The sequence below is a fragment of the Anaerovirgula multivorans genome, from assembly GCF_900188145.1.
Lineage (GTDB): Bacteria > Bacillota > Clostridia > Peptostreptococcales > Natronincolaceae > Anaerovirgula > Anaerovirgula multivorans.
Map to the genome: position 1 here is coordinate 69034 of NZ_FZOJ01000003.1, position 15288 is coordinate 84321.

The following is a 15288-nucleotide window of genomic DNA, read 5'->3' on the forward strand; positions in this document are numbered from 1 at the left end:
TATTGGAGAAAAATTCAATAAATTGTTGAAATTTGTTACTATAGTCCTATAGGATAATTATAGTTATATAAGATATATTTTACATAAGAAAACTATGACACTTGAATATATGAATGATATAAAGGAGGCGTGTTCATGAAAAATAGGATTAGAATGTATGTCGATGGAGGCAATAGACTGACAAAAATTATGGAGGAAGCAAAGAAACCCTTTAACTTTCCAACCATTATCTCAGAGCCTGGGATAGAGCTGGATTACGGGACGAGCTTTGATTTCTTTGAACTACAGCCATCTTCAACAAAAGTTGATTTTGAGAATATGTTAGTAGAAGTTATTAAAGATGGAGAATCCTTAGGAAAAAAACTTGTGGGAAAGGCTGCTGAAAACAAAGGTGTCTTAATAAGAGATAGAAATAGATATGCCAAAAAATTCAATGATGAAGTCATTATGTTTTGCATGTTGACTGGAATTGCTTCTAACTTGGTTAAGTATGAAAAAGATCAACAGGCTATCGATATTACTATCAATCAGCCCTTAGTAGAATATGTTGCTAATCAGAAGATCTCCTCAAACCTAAATGGAAATAAACTAAAAGGCAATGTAAAGGTGCTATACTACAACACCTCCAATACCTCCGAGGTTATTAAGGAAGTAGTCTATGATATTGAAAGTGTTAGCCTTTGTCCAGAAGGTATCGCACCATTTTTTCATTATGCAGTTAATGAAAATGGCGCTGTTAAAGAGGATTATACCCAAGACAAAAAGACAGTTGTCTTTGATATTGGCTCCGGACAAATTAATATTGCTGCCTTTGATGGCCTAAGAACTGTGGGTGTAAATACTTTTGAGAAGGGCATGATGGATTGTTATGAAAAAATCTCTATGATTATCTATAACAATTTTCGAGAAAAACTTGATAGAAAGCCGTATACCTATGATATCGATAATATGATTCGTTATCATAATAAAGTGCTTAAAGTAAAAAAAGGTGAAGGTATTGACACTACCGATATTGTAGAAAATGTTTTTGATAGTTTTGCCTATGAACTCAGTAAGGACTTTAGAGAATTTGTAAAGACAAAATTCATGGGAAACTGTGATGTAGCTCTTTTCTGCGGTGGCGGCAGCGAAATCCTTTTCCCTTATTTGAACCATTATCTTAGTAGTGACTTTACTTGTATCAAAAACGATACCGGCGAATATCAAAATGTCATAGGTAGTATGTTCTATAGAATTTACAAAGATGTAGCTAGTAACCTCTAGAAGGTAGGTGTTCAATTTGTTAATGAATATATCTGAAAAACCAATTTTTTATATGAAAAGCGGAAAAACCTTCGGCATTTTAAAGGGTTTTGTATTTCACCAAAGCAAATTAACCTTTCTCTACTGTAAACATCAGGAGAAGTATGTATATATTCCAATAGACCAAGTTGTTTTAGGACAAGATGCGGTGATGTTGAAGAGTAACTATAATGAAACACTGCTTTCAGCTTCATTAAAACCAGAAGTTTATACTCTTGAGGGAGAAAAAATAGGTGAACTCTCTACAATAGAATTTGATGCAAGCTTTCAAATCACTGCTATCAAGGCGACCGATCAATGGATAAAGAAAAGTGATATCGTATACATGGATCATATTATCATTGTACAGCCTTTAGAAAACACAACTAACGAAGTTATAAATATAGAGAAAGAAATCGCTCCCAAAATATCTAATGCTATTCTACAGGAAAATAGTGAGTTGGCCTTTATTAACACCGATCTCTCCTTAGCTGTAGATGAACCGAGTATAGAGAATTCTTCAGATATCCTAGAAACTGAAGAAAGCGTAATGGAAATAGTAGAAGTAGAAGAAGTATCTGAAGATGAAGCAACAAAAGAAGAAGTAATAGAAAAGGAATCTATATCCAATCATGATATAAATAGAGATAGTGACGTAGATCCTCGATATAGCTATTTATTAGGGAAAAAATTATTAGAAAACATCACTGTTGCTGGTAAAGCCTTCAATAGTGATACGATTATTGATAGTCATCTAGTACAATTGGCTTTAGATAACAATGCTATCGTTAAAGTAATTATGAGCTCTGAAGATTAACCTTAAATTAATAAAATTCCTTCCTTCGTAAACTTAGATACCATCTCCCCCTGCATAGGATATTTTTCATCTAGCATAGTCTAGAGAATTAAAATTAATATGTAGGTATCTAAGGATTAAAAAAGCTTGAGCATACCATTTTTATAGATGGTATGCTCAAGCTTTTTGTTATTGATTGTTTAACATATTATATAGGGCTTTGATGAATTCTCCTCTTGTAAATACTTGTTCTGGTTTGAAGGCCTCTTCCCCCTCTTTATCACCGTAAATATTATAGTATTTAGCTAATGCTACATAACCTATATCTTCACTTTGAATTTTATCCTTGTCTGTATAGGAGACCTGAAAAATTTCTGTAAACTGTGCCAGCTGTTTCTGCTTCATAGCATTTAAAAGCCACTTTGTTACCTCCATCTTCGTCATCTTTTCCTCAGGATTGAAGTAATCTTCTTTTCCATCAATAATACCATTTTCTACAGCTGCTACGACATATACATAGTAAGGGTCGTTTCTATCTATGTCTTTAAATGGCAACTCCATCGCCTTTTGATAATAGTCATAATACCCATCTAGAGAATAGAACCTGCCCTTCCAGCCCATTTCTACAATCCATTTCATAGCATCCTTTCGAGCCAGCGATTCATCGGGTCGAAAAGATTGGCTGTCTTCTTTTAGTACCCCCATTTTGTCCATTAACAATATTTCCTTTTCATAGGGGTGATTGTTAACATCCTTAAATCCGCTGATTAATGATTCCTCTACATATTCTTTGCCATCATGATTTAAGAATTTGCCGCTAGTAGCGTCAATAAAACTAAAGTTAAAGGTTTTTAATGCGTATACGGGAACTAACTGCTTTAAAGGTATATTTTTTCCCTCTTTCGTAGCAGCGGTCTGGTTCTTTAATTGAATCAAATACTTTTCAAACCCTACTGTATCATAAAACTGCTTTTCGATAACCTTTTTATCTATCACTTTAGAAGCTGGTTGAGCTTCTACTTTGTTCCACTGGTAATCGAACTTTACTATTTCCCCAGTAGTATATTGATAGGTTACATTCAAGTAATTTTCATCATAGGGGATACCGTCAATCAACCTTGGTGAAACTACATAAATCTGTGACTCTTCTGCTATATTTGAATGGGCCTCAAAATCTATTTCTCCTTCTTTAATATGTGGAAAAATTGCTCTCATTTTATCAAGAATTTCGCTTTTTATCTTGGTTTCGTCAATATCATCTTTATTACTTATTTCAGGTTTTCTATAGGTCCCCTCCAATTCCTCTTCATCAACCTCCATAGCTATAGGTTCTGCTGCAACATCTTGCTTTATTAGACTTATTCTTTCTATGGCTACAGGCTCTTCATGCTCTAGTGACTTACTGAAGCTAGCTGAAATAATATCTCCACTTTCAGCATCTACTCCAGCATGCAAGTATTTTCCATTTTCCTCATCCCACCAATAGATATTCCAGTATTTACCTTCAAGTCCAAAATAGTAATTGGTGTATTGACTGTTCTGTACCTTTAAGCCCGTAAGATCTAGTTCTTTTCCCAGTGTATCTATTACGATCCTTTCTGCTTTTTCCTTAGAGATCACGCCTTTTTCTGGAATCACTTCTCCTCCGCCAGAAGCCATGGCTTCCTTAGCTTCTTCCCTATCCATACTTGTACCATACATGGGCCTATAATCAGGCCATTGATAATACACGTCCTCCATTTTATATAATCTTCCATCAATAGCATTAATTTTATCAGATTCCTTTGGAGCATACACATATACTGGTGTTAGTACTGCCTTTGTTGTTTCATCCTTGTTATTGTTATATAAACGTACATATTTTAATTGAAGACGATCTTCTTTTTCGAAAATTTTTCTTGCCTGTTCTTCAGATATCAGCGCTTTGTCGTTATCATAGGCAGCCTCATCCCATCTCATCTCATATTGAACAATATTTCCTGTTGTTCCAGATACCTGTACCTTGAAATAGTTGTTAGGAAAATACTCTCCCTTCATTTTTCGTACAAATAAGAAATGATAATTATCAGGTTCATAGTAGTCTATTTTTAACTGGAAAAGAATCATAGAAGGTGCCTCTACTGTTACTGCCTCAGTTTCTTTAAACTTTTCTGGTTCTAAGGATTGAATAAATTTTACGGCATTTTCCTTTGCTGCATCTGAAAGGATCGCTACTGGTTTTCCATACAAATGATTTCCCCAGCTGTTAAAGTTAATAACTTCTCCAGTTTCAGCATCAACCGTCACATGCATATTTGCTTTTTCACCAGCAAATTCTAAGTTCCAAAGCTTCTTTTCTCTTGTATCCTGGGTATAGAGATTGGAATAGTTTAGCTTTATTTCATTGTCTATGCTTAGCTTCGTCCGAACCAAGGCTTCTATCTCATCGTTGGAATAAATGGATGATGTTGTCTCTGCCAAAGCTACACTATTCATGACAGAAAAAATCAATATGATGATGATTAACATACTAATAAACCTTTTCATCTTACTAACCTCCTTTTTTATTCATGCTATATAAATTTCTTTACCTATATAGACGAAAGGCATGGATAAAAGTTCCTTCGCTTCCATACTTTTTTTTATTTTTTCATTACACAGAAATTTTACTTTCTGCCTCTAGTAAAATTTTTTTGCTATCCTCAGATATTTTTTTGAAAATTGCTTCCCTATGCTGTAAACATTCTTGTGTTTTTATGCGTTTTCCCTTTTTTTTATCAATATCCACCCAGGAAATTTTTCTATTTCGGTAATATAAATCTAAATCCACCCATCGATTTCCGTCTCCATCATATTCAAGCCCTAATAGGATTCGTTTTATTTCCTCTGGTTTATAAAAGGTGAAGAGTCGTATTTGGTAAGCTAAGACAGTAAAAAGCGTCAAAGCATGATCCTTGGTCCATCCCTCCTCCAATACCATTCCTAGTTCCAGCTGATTCAGCACAAAATTTAACCGATCATAATGCTCTTGATATTTCCCTTGTACATCGTAAATATTGATTCTTAGCTCATACCATTTTCTATCCTCTAGGCTACGGGTAATAAATAAAATTCCTTCATTTCTCAACTTCTTAAAAATCTGTGATCCAGGATGAGGCAATAATAATGGCGTATCCACTAAATCTTCCCTTGATAAAGATCTTGAAAGCTGTTGATGCGTTAAAAATAAAATCGTATCTCCCTTTTCCCCTTCATTAACCGCCTCTTCAATTGATAATGCTTTTCCACCATATAATTCCAACATTTGCTCCTCAACAATTTTTTCATTTCCTGCGATTCTCATCACCATAGAAGATGGTCCCATATCTACCCGCTCTATTAAATGAGATACGTGACTATTGATCATGGCGGAGAGACAGATGGAAGCCGGTTCATTGACAATCATAATTGCCTTTGCATCCTTAATCTCTGTTTTCACAGGATGCACATCTGTGATGAAAATGAGACTACTATCTTCTGTCGCTTCTTCCATACCAGGAAAGAAATCTACCTCTTTCCCCTCTAATGATTTCATAAAATAATCACTCACTTCTAGGATTGCATTGGTTCTGATAAATAAGAGGCGTGGACCCATTCTTAAAAACAGCATTTTTTTCTCCTCCTCTATAGGCCTATTTTCCTTTGCTCCATCTTCCTAAATTGATTGGTTCCAAAAGGATAGGGTAACCTGTGTATCTGTTGTGTTCCTAAATCGATTACATTTATCCCTTCTACTCCATTTAAACCAATCTGCTGATGGATTTTATAGCTGCTAGGCTTAAAGCTATGACCAAATAAATAGTATTGACTTTTAACCTCCTCCTCTAAATGATAGTGACTGACATAAAATTGAATTCCCTCAATCATTATATGCCCTTCCAACATTACTATGCCTCTTTCACTTACTCCTTGTACTATTTCAGCCTTATCATGATTTCCCATGACATAATAGATGCTAGCCTTACTACACCCCTCCAATTGTGAAACAAACCGCTTCAAGGAGCTTCTGTATCCTTCTATTTCCTGAGGACATATTTCCAGCTTAATATTATCTACTAAATCCCCTGTATGAATAATGTAAGAAGGATTTACAGCCTTGACTAGTAGAAGAATATAGCTATATATTTCTTGTGGAGTATCACTTATGTGTAGGAGAAGAGGTCCCTTCGCTTTTTGCAGTTTTTCCGGAATATAGGGTCGATTCACGAATAATCCTATCCATGTTTTAATCTTTTCAAGTTTTTTCATCTTCGTTCCTCTATTCTAAAGTATAAATTCAGCATTCAATCCTTTATTAATTGTTGTAACTTCGACACACCTTGATATTTCTCCTTTTTTATCCCGTTACAAAGCTGACTGGATATTACTATAATAAAAAGCTCTAAAGGTACGTTATTCTTCACCTTAGAGCTTTTACTATCTTTCTGATGAGTAAACTATTTTTCAATAATAATTAAGTACATCTCCTCATTATCTATTCCCATAGAGACCTTCATACCTTCATTTTCAAATAACTTTCTTTGTCTATCAAGATCAATCAATTTGTCTTCAGCTACAACAGCATCTGTTTTTTGATGAATACTATTAATTTTTTCCTTGCTTTGAGAATGAAATATTAACAGTTTTCCATCCTTCTTCAAATTATTATCTATTAGCTTCTTAATACTTTCCGTTTTATTTGTAAAATGAGGAAATACACTGTAACAAATAATTAAATCAAAGGTTTCTTCTACTTTTTCCTCTTCTATGTTTATATTTAGAAACTCTATTCTATCTTCTCCTTGAAATTTTTCTTTTGCTACATCAAGCATGTTTTCAGCTATATCAACAGCTGTTATTTTACCCTTTAGACCTATTCGATTTAATAGAAAGGGTATCATCACTCCTGTTCCTGTCCCTACATCTAATATGCTGCTTTCTTCGCTTAAACCTGTTCTATCTAAAGCATAATTAATCTTTTCTTCATTTACAACAATCATACTATCCCATTTATGCGCCACTGAATTAAAAAAGTTTACTTGTGAACTCATATATACCTCCATACTCTCTATTATTTAAAGCTATAGGATATATCCCGCTTCATGGCATGCTTCAACATATGCAATAACCCCGGTATGAATATGATTTGAATAACCATCCCTGGCAACCCTGTTGTTATTGCACCTTTTATCCAGATCATTGGTTGTAGCTTTACAATATCCAGTAAATTGGCCATACAATATACGGTAATAAGGCCTCCAACTCTACCGCAAATCATAGCTGCTAACAAACTAAATATATTATTAATATTAGTCTTTTCAGATAAGATGCCTGCCACTAAGCCATAGAGTGAAAGCTCTATCGTCATTATAGGTAATATTGGCATAAGAGGTGGCATACCTGTTAATAGAGAACTAAGTGCAGGCGTTAGTAATCCTACAATAAAACCATATTTTCCTCCTAATATAAACCCTGCCAACAGTACAGGGATATGCATAGGTAAAAACACTGCTCCTCCCATATTTACCATATGAAATAATATAGGGAATATAACACCTAAAGCTATGAAAAATCCTGCTGTAACCATTTTTCTTGTTTGCATGATAATTCCTCCCTTTACAAAAAATAAACCACCGAGGTATAAGACTTCTGTCTTTTAAAACCTTCGTGGTTTTCTTTTCATTATAATATGTATTTGTTATTTGTTCCTTGTTAATAAAATAACACATTTTTTCTAAGAAAGCAATTGTTTTTTCTAAGCTTTAACATTTTTATTAGTACTTATTTTTTCGCCTTGCCAATAAGTTCTTTTTCCACTATAATAATTACATAATCATCTATGCTGGAATAGCTCAGCTGGTAGAGCAGCGCATTCGTAATGCGCAGGTCGAGGGTTCGAGTCCCTTTCCCAGCTCCAGAAACTGGAAAGGTTCTATCCTTGGTTGAGATAGAACCTTTTATTATAGCTGGCTTACAAAAGGAAGGAATAGACTCTTTCTTTTTTTGTTTTTTGAAATTCAAGCAAAAAATGGGTACAATAGGGTTAACAGACTTTACAGTGTTATTGGAGGAAAGATCATGAAAAATAATAAGGATTTAGAGAAAGAATTACAAAGAATAGATGGCAGAGGCTATAAAGCCTATAAAGATATTACTGGAGAATATCTTTATCATGATTATGTATTATCCGTTGACTATGTACAATCAGATCCCTTTGCTCCACCCTCTAGGGTAAGAGTAATCCTATCTCAAGAAAAAGCTCAATTTCCTTGTAATCTGTTTGATGAACCTCATAAAAAAATAACTGTTATTGATTTTTTAACTAGACTCTTTGTTAATAACACTGATCTATACTACAAAAAAATCGGAGGTTCCAGTAAAAGCGGATTATTAAGTATAGGGAAATTTAGATTACCTGGAACAGTTGGTGGACGTGAATCAAACCAATAGTATCGCCTTTATGTTAAGATACATCATGGAAAACCTAGTAGATGATAGAACTAGTCTAAGCGAAACACTTGATATATTATACAATATTATCTCTCAGGAAGGATTAGAGGCAATTTCACCTTATACGGGACATCCTGGCAATCTAGTTTTACCCAGAAAACAAGAAGTTGCAGCTGCTTTAAATAGATATAGATATTTAAAAGTTAAATAGGAAAAGAAGCATACTCCTGCTATAGAAAGATTGCGTTTACAAGCAAAAGTCTCCCTCACCCTTCATCGTATTACTGAATATTTTGTAGTACAGGAGGGAGTGTTATGTTAATTAAAAAGTTGGTTGAAAAAATAATCCCTAATAAGAAACCTCAAACTGATTATATTGATGTCAAGCTTAATGGATTGACAATAAAGATGTCGAGAATAACAGACCCAGAAATCCCTCATGAGGTAACCGTTGTGATTCCTCGTGCTGAGATTCGCGAAAAATATGATTCAGATAAAAATTTAGTGGAAAGAGAAGTTATCTTATCTAGTATCACAGTAGTGCATGCACCTAGACATCCACTAGCCGGTCCACCTTCTCCACCACCAGAAATACCTGCTATATCGAAAAATTTCCTTCCTAAGAGCTAAAATCAATGTTGCTTTAATGATTACATTATAATTAAAAGATAGATTCTTAGGAGTTTATCTTTTATCTTTTTGCAAAAAAAGAGGTTCCACCTATAGAAATTATTTTCTATTTTGAGAAAACCTCTTTTTAGCTTTTCATATTCTTATAGATATACGCCTTTAGACTTAAATTTTAATATACACGGTCTACGGTTTCGCCCTTAGTATATTAAAATTTAGGGGCGTATGCCTATATGTATTTATTTTAAAAATATTTAACTGCGTTGCCAAAGAACTTGCTCTTTTTTCTTGATAAACCTAACTTAATAAATAGCCAAGGAGCTAGATAAGTTGCCCAAAATCCTATGATTCCATAACGAACAACATCAGCAGTAATAACATTCCATCCATTAAAGGCTATTAGGATAAATAAATCCTTTAGAAGAATTCTGATACCAAAGAGTCCACTCATTCCAATTAGGAATTTAATTACTTGCTTTATTGTAGATCCAGATTCATTAAAGTTTAAATATTCAGCTTCCAATTGATATCCTGTCAATAATCCGATGGCAAAACCCACTAGCATACCTATATCATGTCCGGGAATCATCAATAAAAATATTGGTATGATTATAGACACAAGCAGTCTAATTACCAAGGGAAAATCAGCAATTTGTCCTGCCGTTCTATTTAATAGACCATTATAGCATAAGAGTATAAATATTCCCAAAACTAATCCAACTAAAATATCAATAGGGTAATGCAACCCTAAATAAAGCCTTGATAAACCCACTAAAAAAATAATGATTATGCAGAAAGCCATTACTGACTTTTTCCTAAAATACCAAGCAATATAGCCCCAAAACGCTGCTGCTCCTTGCGTATGCGCGCTTGGAAAGGAGGAAGAACCTAGGGTCGATTCCTGATACAGAATCCTCACCTGATCTGCCGATGGCCTTGTCATATCAGTTAAACCCTTAATAGCAGAGTTTACATAGGATGATATTAAAAAGAACAGAGCAAGACGAAAAGCATCTTTTTTTCTTCCGCACCAATAAAACAAAGGAATCACAATTATATAATACTCCGGATTTCCTATCTTGGTAATCGTTGTGAAAAACCAGTCTAAAAAGCCATTAGCAAACTGCTGTAGCCATAATATAAAGGTAACATCTGTCATGTGAAAGCACCTCCAAACTTGTCTTAATCGTTAATTAATTATAGCATCCATGTAGTTGCTAAGCAATAAAAGTCTTTTGAACCTATTTCTGGGAAACTTTATTATTATTTTTAAGTCATTCTATTTTTTTCTCATGCTTGTATTATGGTATAATATTTGAAGGAAATGTTATTGCTTTAATGAAGATTCTATATAGAAAAGAAAGGTGTTATGTTATGCTACAAAAATTTGTCCGTTATTATAAGTCTCATCTACCATTGTTTACTTTGGACTTTACCTGTGCTTTTATTATGGCAATTATGGACTTGGTATTTCCTTATGTGGTTGTGAGAATGATTGATGATGTTTTTGATACTAGAAACCTTCAGACGATTCTATGGGTAGGTGCAGGTATGCTGCTGCTCTACATCCTACGAAGTATTTTACAATACATTGTAGATTACTGGGGACATGTTTTAGGTGTTAGGATGGAGTACCAAATGCGTAAGGATTTATTCCAGCATCTCCATAAGCTATCCTTTAACTATTATGATAACACCAAAACTGGCCAAGTAATGTCTAGATTGGTGAATGATTTAAATGAAATATCAGAGCTTGCTCATCATGGGCCAGAGGATTTATTTATAGCATTTGTTACCCTCTCCGGCTCCTTTATCATCATGCTGTCTATGCACTGGCAACTGACCTTAATCACTTTTTCTCTGATTCCTATTGTATTGATATTTACAATTATGAAAAATAGGCGGATGCAGGATGCCTTTAGGAATATGCGAGTGAAGCTGGGGGATATCAATGCTCAAGTGGAGGATAGTATCTCTGGAGTGAGAGTGGTTAAATCCTTTACTAACGAGGTATATGAAGAAGAAAAGTTTGAAACTGGAAATGAAGATTTTAAAAAGTCAAAAGAAAGTGCCTTTAAGGTTATGGCAGAATTTTTTTCAGGCGTTACTTTCTTTTCAAACTTCATCCATCTATTGGTGCTGATTGTAGGTGGATACTTTATCTATCAGGGAAATATGAAAACTGGAGAGTTGATGGGCTTTCTACTTTATGTATCCATGTTTTTACAACCTTTGAGAAAGCTAACTATCTTAGTAGAAAACTATCAAAAAGGTATGGCAGGCTTTCATCGTTTCCTTGAAACACTTGAATTACAGCCTGAGATTCTCGATGAACCAGACGCAGAAGATATCCCTACTGTTGATGGTAGAATTACCTTCCAAGATGTTACCTTCAGCTATAATAATAAGGAAAATGTTTTGAAAAATATTAGTTTTGCCATTGAACCTGGTGAAACTGTTGCTATTGTAGGTCCCTCTGGTGGAGGTAAAACAACTCTATGTAATTTGATTCCGAGGTTTTATGAAATTGAAAAGGGCGCTATCAATATTGATGGCAGAAGTATTAGATCCTTTACTCAAAAATCGCTACGTCAAAATATCGGGATTGTTCAACAGGATGTTTTCTTGTTTTCTGGCACCGTAAAGGAGAATATTACTTACGGAAAAATAGATGCTACTGATGAAGAAATCATAGCGGCAGCCAGAAGAGCCAATGCTCATGAATTTATTACGAACCTAGAAAAAGGCTATGACACCTATATTGGAGAGAGGGGCGTAAAGCTGTCAGGAGGACAAAAGCAACGATTATCTATCGCAAGGATCTTTTTAAAGAACCCTCCTATACTCATCCTAGACGAAGCCACCTCTGCCTTAGATAATGAGACTGAAAAGGTAATCCAAGAATCCTTACAACAGCTTTCTGAAAATAGAACCACCTTAATTATTGCTCATCGTTTGGCCACTATCAAAAATGCTGATAGAATTATGGTGTTGACGGATGAAGGAATCGTTGAAGAAGGGAACCATGAGGATTTATTAAAGAAGAATGGAATATATAAAAGGCTTTATAAGGCTCAGTTTACCGGGTTAGCGCCTGATGTTGCTTAGTTAAAATGGTAATAGATATATGTATATACAAGAAACCACGCTAACGTTATTACGTTTAAAGTGGTTTCTTGTATCATAAGTAGGTATTTGCGATTTTTTCTAGTCTTTTAGCTTGTTTGAAAATATCAATCTAAATATAGCATTGAACCAATATAATTGGTAAAAAATAAATGCAAGTTTTTATGCATTTCCCCCTTTACATGAAGGAAATTATATTATATAATATTCTTCGCAGGGTTAAACAAGCCCTTTAAACTTAAATATGCTGATGTAGCTCAGCAGGTAGAGCACTTCCTTGGTAAGGAAGAGGTTCGGCGGTTCGAGTCCGCTCATCAGCTCCATTTACTTATTGAAATTACTCACTTCTTGAATTGGTTCGAGGGGTGGGTTTTTACATTTTTTGGAAAACTTCTAACGTTTTTCTAATAAACCATATTTTACCATTTGAAAACAAGAAAAAAACTGGATTTAAATCCAGTTTATAAAAAATATATCCAAATCATCAACCCGCAACCTGCTATGGCCACTAGCCAAGAAAATAAATTTGATTCTCTACACTTATCCTCGATAAATTTCATCCTATATCCCTCCTTTCAGGTTTTCTAAAGTTTTGTACCCGAAGGTATCATATACCGATACAAAGTAGACCTGCAGCTGGGGCAGTAGTCGTATATCTCATTTCCCTCCAGGATTATAATATTTATTCCTTCGTATTTCTCAAGTTTAATTCGGTAGCCATTCATATGAATTTTTTTCACGTTGTATTTTTCAAGGACGTTTGCCACTAGGTCCATGTACGTTTGTCTAGATATCTGCCCTTTAGCAAAGTATTGTATCAAGCTATGAATATAGATTTTATCTTCTTTTGTAGGATACTCAAATATTTTACACATGTGACCATCTCCTTTTCTTAATACAATATATGCCGAAATGGTTTAAATATTGCCTGTTCTATAAAAATAATTATAAAAAATACCTAGAAATTAATCTAGGTAAAATATGTCCCTTGGATCCATATTTAATTTATTAGTTCCGCAAATATCTAATGTTACTTCTAGGGATGGTTGTCTTTCATTCCTCTCATAGCGGTTGTATTGATACTGGCTTAATCCTAAAAATTCTGCAAAATCTTTTTGAAATTTATATCCCATCTGCAACCGAATTTCTAAAAACTTATTTTTAACTTTCATGGTCTCCCCCTCATTGGTTTTAAATAAATATTAGCCATTGAAGAGAAAATTCCTTTACAAAAATTCCGACAATTATTTTGCTATGGTTTAAACAAATCTATTAATATTATTATTCGCATTTACCGTATTCACTGTCGCTTAATTGTTTCTGTTCAGAGATTGTCAACAACTCTATCCCTTTGACACACTCTTTGATATTTCATACGCTACCTCAAAGATATTGTCACACATTCTGCCGTTCTTTTGCTTCCTTTTTACTTATAACCATTGTCTTCGCAATAATATCTCCTAATCTCCTACCTTGCTTATCGAAAATAACTGTTAAACTACCTAACCATAATATTTGGTCAGATATTCTGAATAAATTTCTAATAATTATTTGATGTACTTTAGGCTTACTCATACAGGAGGTTACTATAATTAAGCCAAATATTTTTTTTCCTATAGTTGTCCCTAATATAGCTTCTAGAACAGTATAATAGAATACTATGAAAAATAAGTAGAAATAACTTAAACCTCTATCTGACATAGTAATAAAATTTAACACTATCTCATAATTATATCCGAATCTAAGTAATGCAAAAAAGAAGGCTATACATAATATAGAAGCAAGCATCATATCTATAGACATTGCTATGAAACGCTTTATAATTCTTTGTATTTTATTACTACTCAACTTGAACCCTCCCATTATTTATTTATATGTTTTTGGGTTTCTTCCTTAATTATTTGCAACACCTTAACTGGCTGCAGTTCAGCAGATATTCCCCCCCCAACAGCTAAATACAACTCGAAACCCATTCCAAGTTCCAATTCTTCTAATACAGAGGCTAATATATCCTGTTCTAAATCTGTAAGAGAAGATACTAAGTCGGCAGAAAATCCACTTTTCTCAAATGCAGTTATTTTAATTATGTCAAAGCCTCCATCAATCTTACCATCACTTACATGATTTGGTAATTTATTTTTAATATATCCCCCCGTTTGTAATCCTACATCAGTTCCAGGTATTGAAAGTTTGCCATATGCGTTACCTTCACCCAATACAGCATAATTTTCTCCACCTTGAAAATCTCCATTAAAAGTAATAAACTTACCAGTAAGATTTACTTCAGCAGCTGATTTAACCTTAATAGCTCCCCCTAGACCTACTCCAAACTCCCAAGTGGTAACTAATGCTTCGTTGTTTATTCTTTGAACACTGGAAGCAACTATTGCCTTAATATCTTTTGTGGATAGTTGATTATCATTACCCGTACCCTTATCATCCCCCACTTTGCCAATTACTTCATTCGACACTCCAGGTTTAATATTCACTTTACCTCTCGCTGTTTTAGTAGTTGCATCAGCTTTAGCATACTTTCCTCTACCTAAAAGCTTGTCTTGAAACTCTGACCAGTTTCTACCTGCATCTGCAACTCCTACTGCTGTAACTGCCCCTGTTGTTACTGTCCCTCTTTTTACTGTTGTACAAGTATCTTCTCTTTCTTTTTTTAGTTTGTCTAGTATCCTTTCTTTTTTCGCTTTTTTCTCTTTCCCATCTTTTACTTTTTTATCTATGATTTGTTTTGCTTGTTTCCCTTTACCTTTTACTGCATTTTCCCTTTTGTTCACAGCTTTCTTTGCAGAGCTTACACCGCTAGGGTTTATAACTTTAGGGGTGGATGCTACTGCTATTAGGGTGATTTGTTTGGCTTGGTTTGTTCTTGCATTTACTACTTTAGGTACTGCTGCTTGGGCTCTTTGTACTTTTTTGTTTATACTTTCTAGGCTTAACAATTTTTTTCCTCCTTTTATCTTTAATATGCAGATATTCTATTTAAGTGCTCTAGGCTT

General features: G+C 34.2%; 16 protein-coding genes and 2 tRNA genes. 8 read left to right on the top strand and 10 right to left on the bottom strand.

Annotated features, from left to right (window positions below):
• The first annotated feature begins 135 nt into the window (after positions 1-135).
• Together CHB72_RS04015 and CHB72_RS04020 are read left to right on the top strand one after the other, a co-directional pair.
• On the top strand, positions 136-1263 hold the full coding sequence (locus CHB72_RS04015; protein WP_089281584.1) for a ParM/StbA family protein: 1128 nt from the start codon (positions 136-138) through the stop codon (positions 1261-1263).
• A 22-nt stretch (positions 1264-1285) separates the two neighbouring features.
• Positions 1286-2098, top strand: coding sequence for a hypothetical protein (locus CHB72_RS04020; RefSeq protein ID WP_089281585.1), 813 nt, complete (start codon positions 1286-1288; stop codon positions 2096-2098).
• A 168-nt stretch (positions 2099-2266) separates the two neighbouring features.
• Here CHB72_RS04020 and CHB72_RS04025 read toward each other — a convergent pair whose 3' ends face one another.
• The 5 genes from CHB72_RS04025 to CHB72_RS04045 form a co-directional block, all read right to left on the bottom strand.
• Positions 2267-4603, bottom strand: a complete 2337-nt coding sequence (locus tag CHB72_RS04025; protein WP_089281586.1) for an S-layer homology domain-containing protein — start codon at positions 4601-4603, stop codon at positions 2267-2269.
• 106 nt (positions 4604-4709) lie between these two features.
• A complete protein-coding gene (locus CHB72_RS04030) occupies positions 4710-5705 on the bottom strand; it encodes a hypothetical protein (RefSeq protein ID WP_089281587.1) in 996 nt (331 codons plus the stop codon).
• 14 nt (positions 5706-5719) lie between these two features.
• A complete protein-coding gene (locus tag CHB72_RS04035) occupies positions 5720-6343 on the bottom strand; it encodes a metallophosphoesterase (protein ID WP_089281588.1) in 624 nt (207 codons plus the stop codon).
• Between the two features lie 188 nt (positions 6344-6531).
• Positions 6532-7125: a class I SAM-dependent methyltransferase gene (locus CHB72_RS04040; protein ID WP_176431184.1), complete on the bottom strand. Its 594-nt coding sequence runs from the start codon at positions 7123-7125 to the stop codon at positions 6532-6534.
• Between the two features lie 20 nt (positions 7126-7145).
• Positions 7146-7676 (bottom strand): ECF transporter S component, encoded by a 531-nt coding sequence (locus tag CHB72_RS04045; RefSeq protein ID WP_089281590.1) that lies wholly within the window; start codon positions 7674-7676, stop codon positions 7146-7148.
• Between the two features lie 239 nt (positions 7677-7915).
• On the opposite strand from CHB72_RS04045, the gene CHB72_RS04050 reads away from it, so the two are divergent.
• The 4 genes from CHB72_RS04050 (at position 7916) to CHB72_RS04065 (ending at position 9154) form a co-directional block, all read left to right on the top strand.
• Positions 7916-7991, top strand: a tRNA-Thr gene (locus CHB72_RS04050).
• A 161-nt stretch (positions 7992-8152) separates the two neighbouring features.
• Positions 8153-8524, top strand: coding sequence for an ABC-ATPase domain-containing protein (locus CHB72_RS04055; RefSeq protein ID WP_089281591.1), 372 nt, complete (start codon positions 8153-8155; stop codon positions 8522-8524).
• The gene (locus tag CHB72_RS04060) at positions 8508-8735 is read left to right on the top strand and encodes a hypothetical protein (RefSeq protein WP_089281592.1); all 228 of its coding nucleotides are present in this window, start codon (positions 8508-8510) and stop codon (positions 8733-8735) included. Before CHB72_RS04055 ends, CHB72_RS04060 begins: the two co-directional genes overlap by 17 nt.
• Positions 8736-8839: 104 nt before the next feature.
• Positions 8840-9154, top strand: a complete 315-nt coding sequence (locus tag CHB72_RS04065; RefSeq protein WP_089281593.1) for a hypothetical protein — start codon at positions 8840-8842, stop codon at positions 9152-9154.
• A gap of 244 nt (positions 9155-9398) precedes the next feature.
• On the opposite strand, the gene CHB72_RS04070 is transcribed toward CHB72_RS04065, so the two are convergent.
• A complete protein-coding gene (locus CHB72_RS04070) occupies positions 9399-10313 on the bottom strand; it encodes a phosphatase PAP2 family protein (protein ID WP_089281594.1) in 915 nt (304 codons plus the stop codon).
• Positions 10314-10528: 215 nt separating this feature from the next.
• Between CHB72_RS04070 and CHB72_RS04075 the strand changes: the two genes are divergently transcribed.
• Both CHB72_RS04075 and CHB72_RS04080 read left to right on the top strand, forming a co-directional pair.
• Entirely contained in the window at positions 10529-12262 is a 1734-nt protein-coding gene (locus CHB72_RS04075; RefSeq protein ID WP_089281595.1) for an ABC transporter ATP-binding protein, read from the top strand.
• A gap of 264 nt (positions 12263-12526) precedes the next feature.
• Positions 12527-12603, top strand: a tRNA-Thr gene (locus tag CHB72_RS04080).
• 261 nt (positions 12604-12864) lie between these two features.
• Here the strand turns inward: CHB72_RS04080 and CHB72_RS04085 are convergent.
• The 4 genes from CHB72_RS04085 to CHB72_RS04100 all read right to left on the bottom strand — a co-directional run bounded on the left by CHB72_RS04085 (position 12865) and on the right by CHB72_RS04100 (position 15231).
• The gene (locus tag CHB72_RS04085) at positions 12865-13155 is read right to left on the bottom strand and encodes a hypothetical protein (protein ID WP_089281596.1); all 291 of its coding nucleotides are present in this window, start codon (positions 13153-13155) and stop codon (positions 12865-12867) included.
• A gap of 90 nt (positions 13156-13245) precedes the next feature.
• The gene (locus CHB72_RS04090; protein WP_089281597.1) at positions 13246-13452 is read right to left on the bottom strand and encodes a helix-turn-helix transcriptional regulator; all 207 of its coding nucleotides are present in this window, start codon (positions 13450-13452) and stop codon (positions 13246-13248) included.
• A gap of 223 nt (positions 13453-13675) precedes the next feature.
• Entirely contained in the window at positions 13676-14128 is a 453-nt protein-coding gene (locus tag CHB72_RS04095; RefSeq protein WP_176431185.1) for an RDD family protein, read from the bottom strand.
• Between the two features lie 14 nt (positions 14129-14142).
• On the bottom strand, positions 14143-15231 hold the full coding sequence (locus CHB72_RS04100; protein WP_089281599.1) for a hypothetical protein: 1089 nt from the start codon (positions 15229-15231) through the stop codon (positions 14143-14145).
• Positions 15232-15288: the final 57 nt, after the last annotated feature.

Bases quoted from the DNA above. Each gene is read 5' to 3' on its own strand.
- CHB72_RS04015 (WP_089281584.1), top strand. From the start codon at position 136: ATGAAAAATAGGATTAGAATGTATGTCGATGGAGGCAATAGACTGACA.
- CHB72_RS04020 (WP_089281585.1), top strand. From the start codon at position 1,286: ATGAATATATCTGAAAAACCAATTTTTTATATGAAAAGCGGAAAAACC.
- CHB72_RS04025 (WP_089281586.1), bottom strand. From the start codon at position 4,603: ATGAAAAGGTTTATTAGTATGTTAATCATCATCATATTGATTTTTTCT.
- CHB72_RS04030 (WP_089281587.1), bottom strand. From the start codon at position 5,705: ATGCTGTTTTTAAGAATGGGTCCACGCCTCTTATTTATCAGAACCAAT.
- CHB72_RS04035 (WP_089281588.1), bottom strand. From the start codon at position 6,343: ATGAAAAAACTTGAAAAGATTAAAACATGGATAGGATTATTCGTGAAT.
- CHB72_RS04040 (WP_176431184.1), bottom strand. From the start codon at position 7,125: ATGAGTTCACAAGTAAACTTTTTTAATTCAGTGGCGCATAAATGGGAT.
- CHB72_RS04045 (WP_089281590.1), bottom strand. From the start codon at position 7,676: ATGCAAACAAGAAAAATGGTTACAGCAGGATTTTTCATAGCTTTAGGT.
- CHB72_RS04055 (WP_089281591.1), top strand. From the start codon at position 8,153: ATGAAAAATAATAAGGATTTAGAGAAAGAATTACAAAGAATAGATGGC.
- CHB72_RS04065 (WP_089281593.1), top strand. From the start codon at position 8,840: ATGTTAATTAAAAAGTTGGTTGAAAAAATAATCCCTAATAAGAAACCT.
- CHB72_RS04070 (WP_089281594.1), bottom strand. From the start codon at position 10,313: ATGACAGATGTTACCTTTATATTATGGCTACAGCAGTTTGCTAATGGC.
- CHB72_RS04075 (WP_089281595.1), top strand. From the start codon at position 10,529: ATGCTACAAAAATTTGTCCGTTATTATAAGTCTCATCTACCATTGTTT.
- CHB72_RS04085 (WP_089281596.1), bottom strand. From the start codon at position 13,155: ATGTGTAAAATATTTGAGTATCCTACAAAAGAAGATAAAATCTATATT.
- CHB72_RS04090 (WP_089281597.1), bottom strand. From the start codon at position 13,452: ATGAAAGTTAAAAATAAGTTTTTAGAAATTCGGTTGCAGATGGGATAT.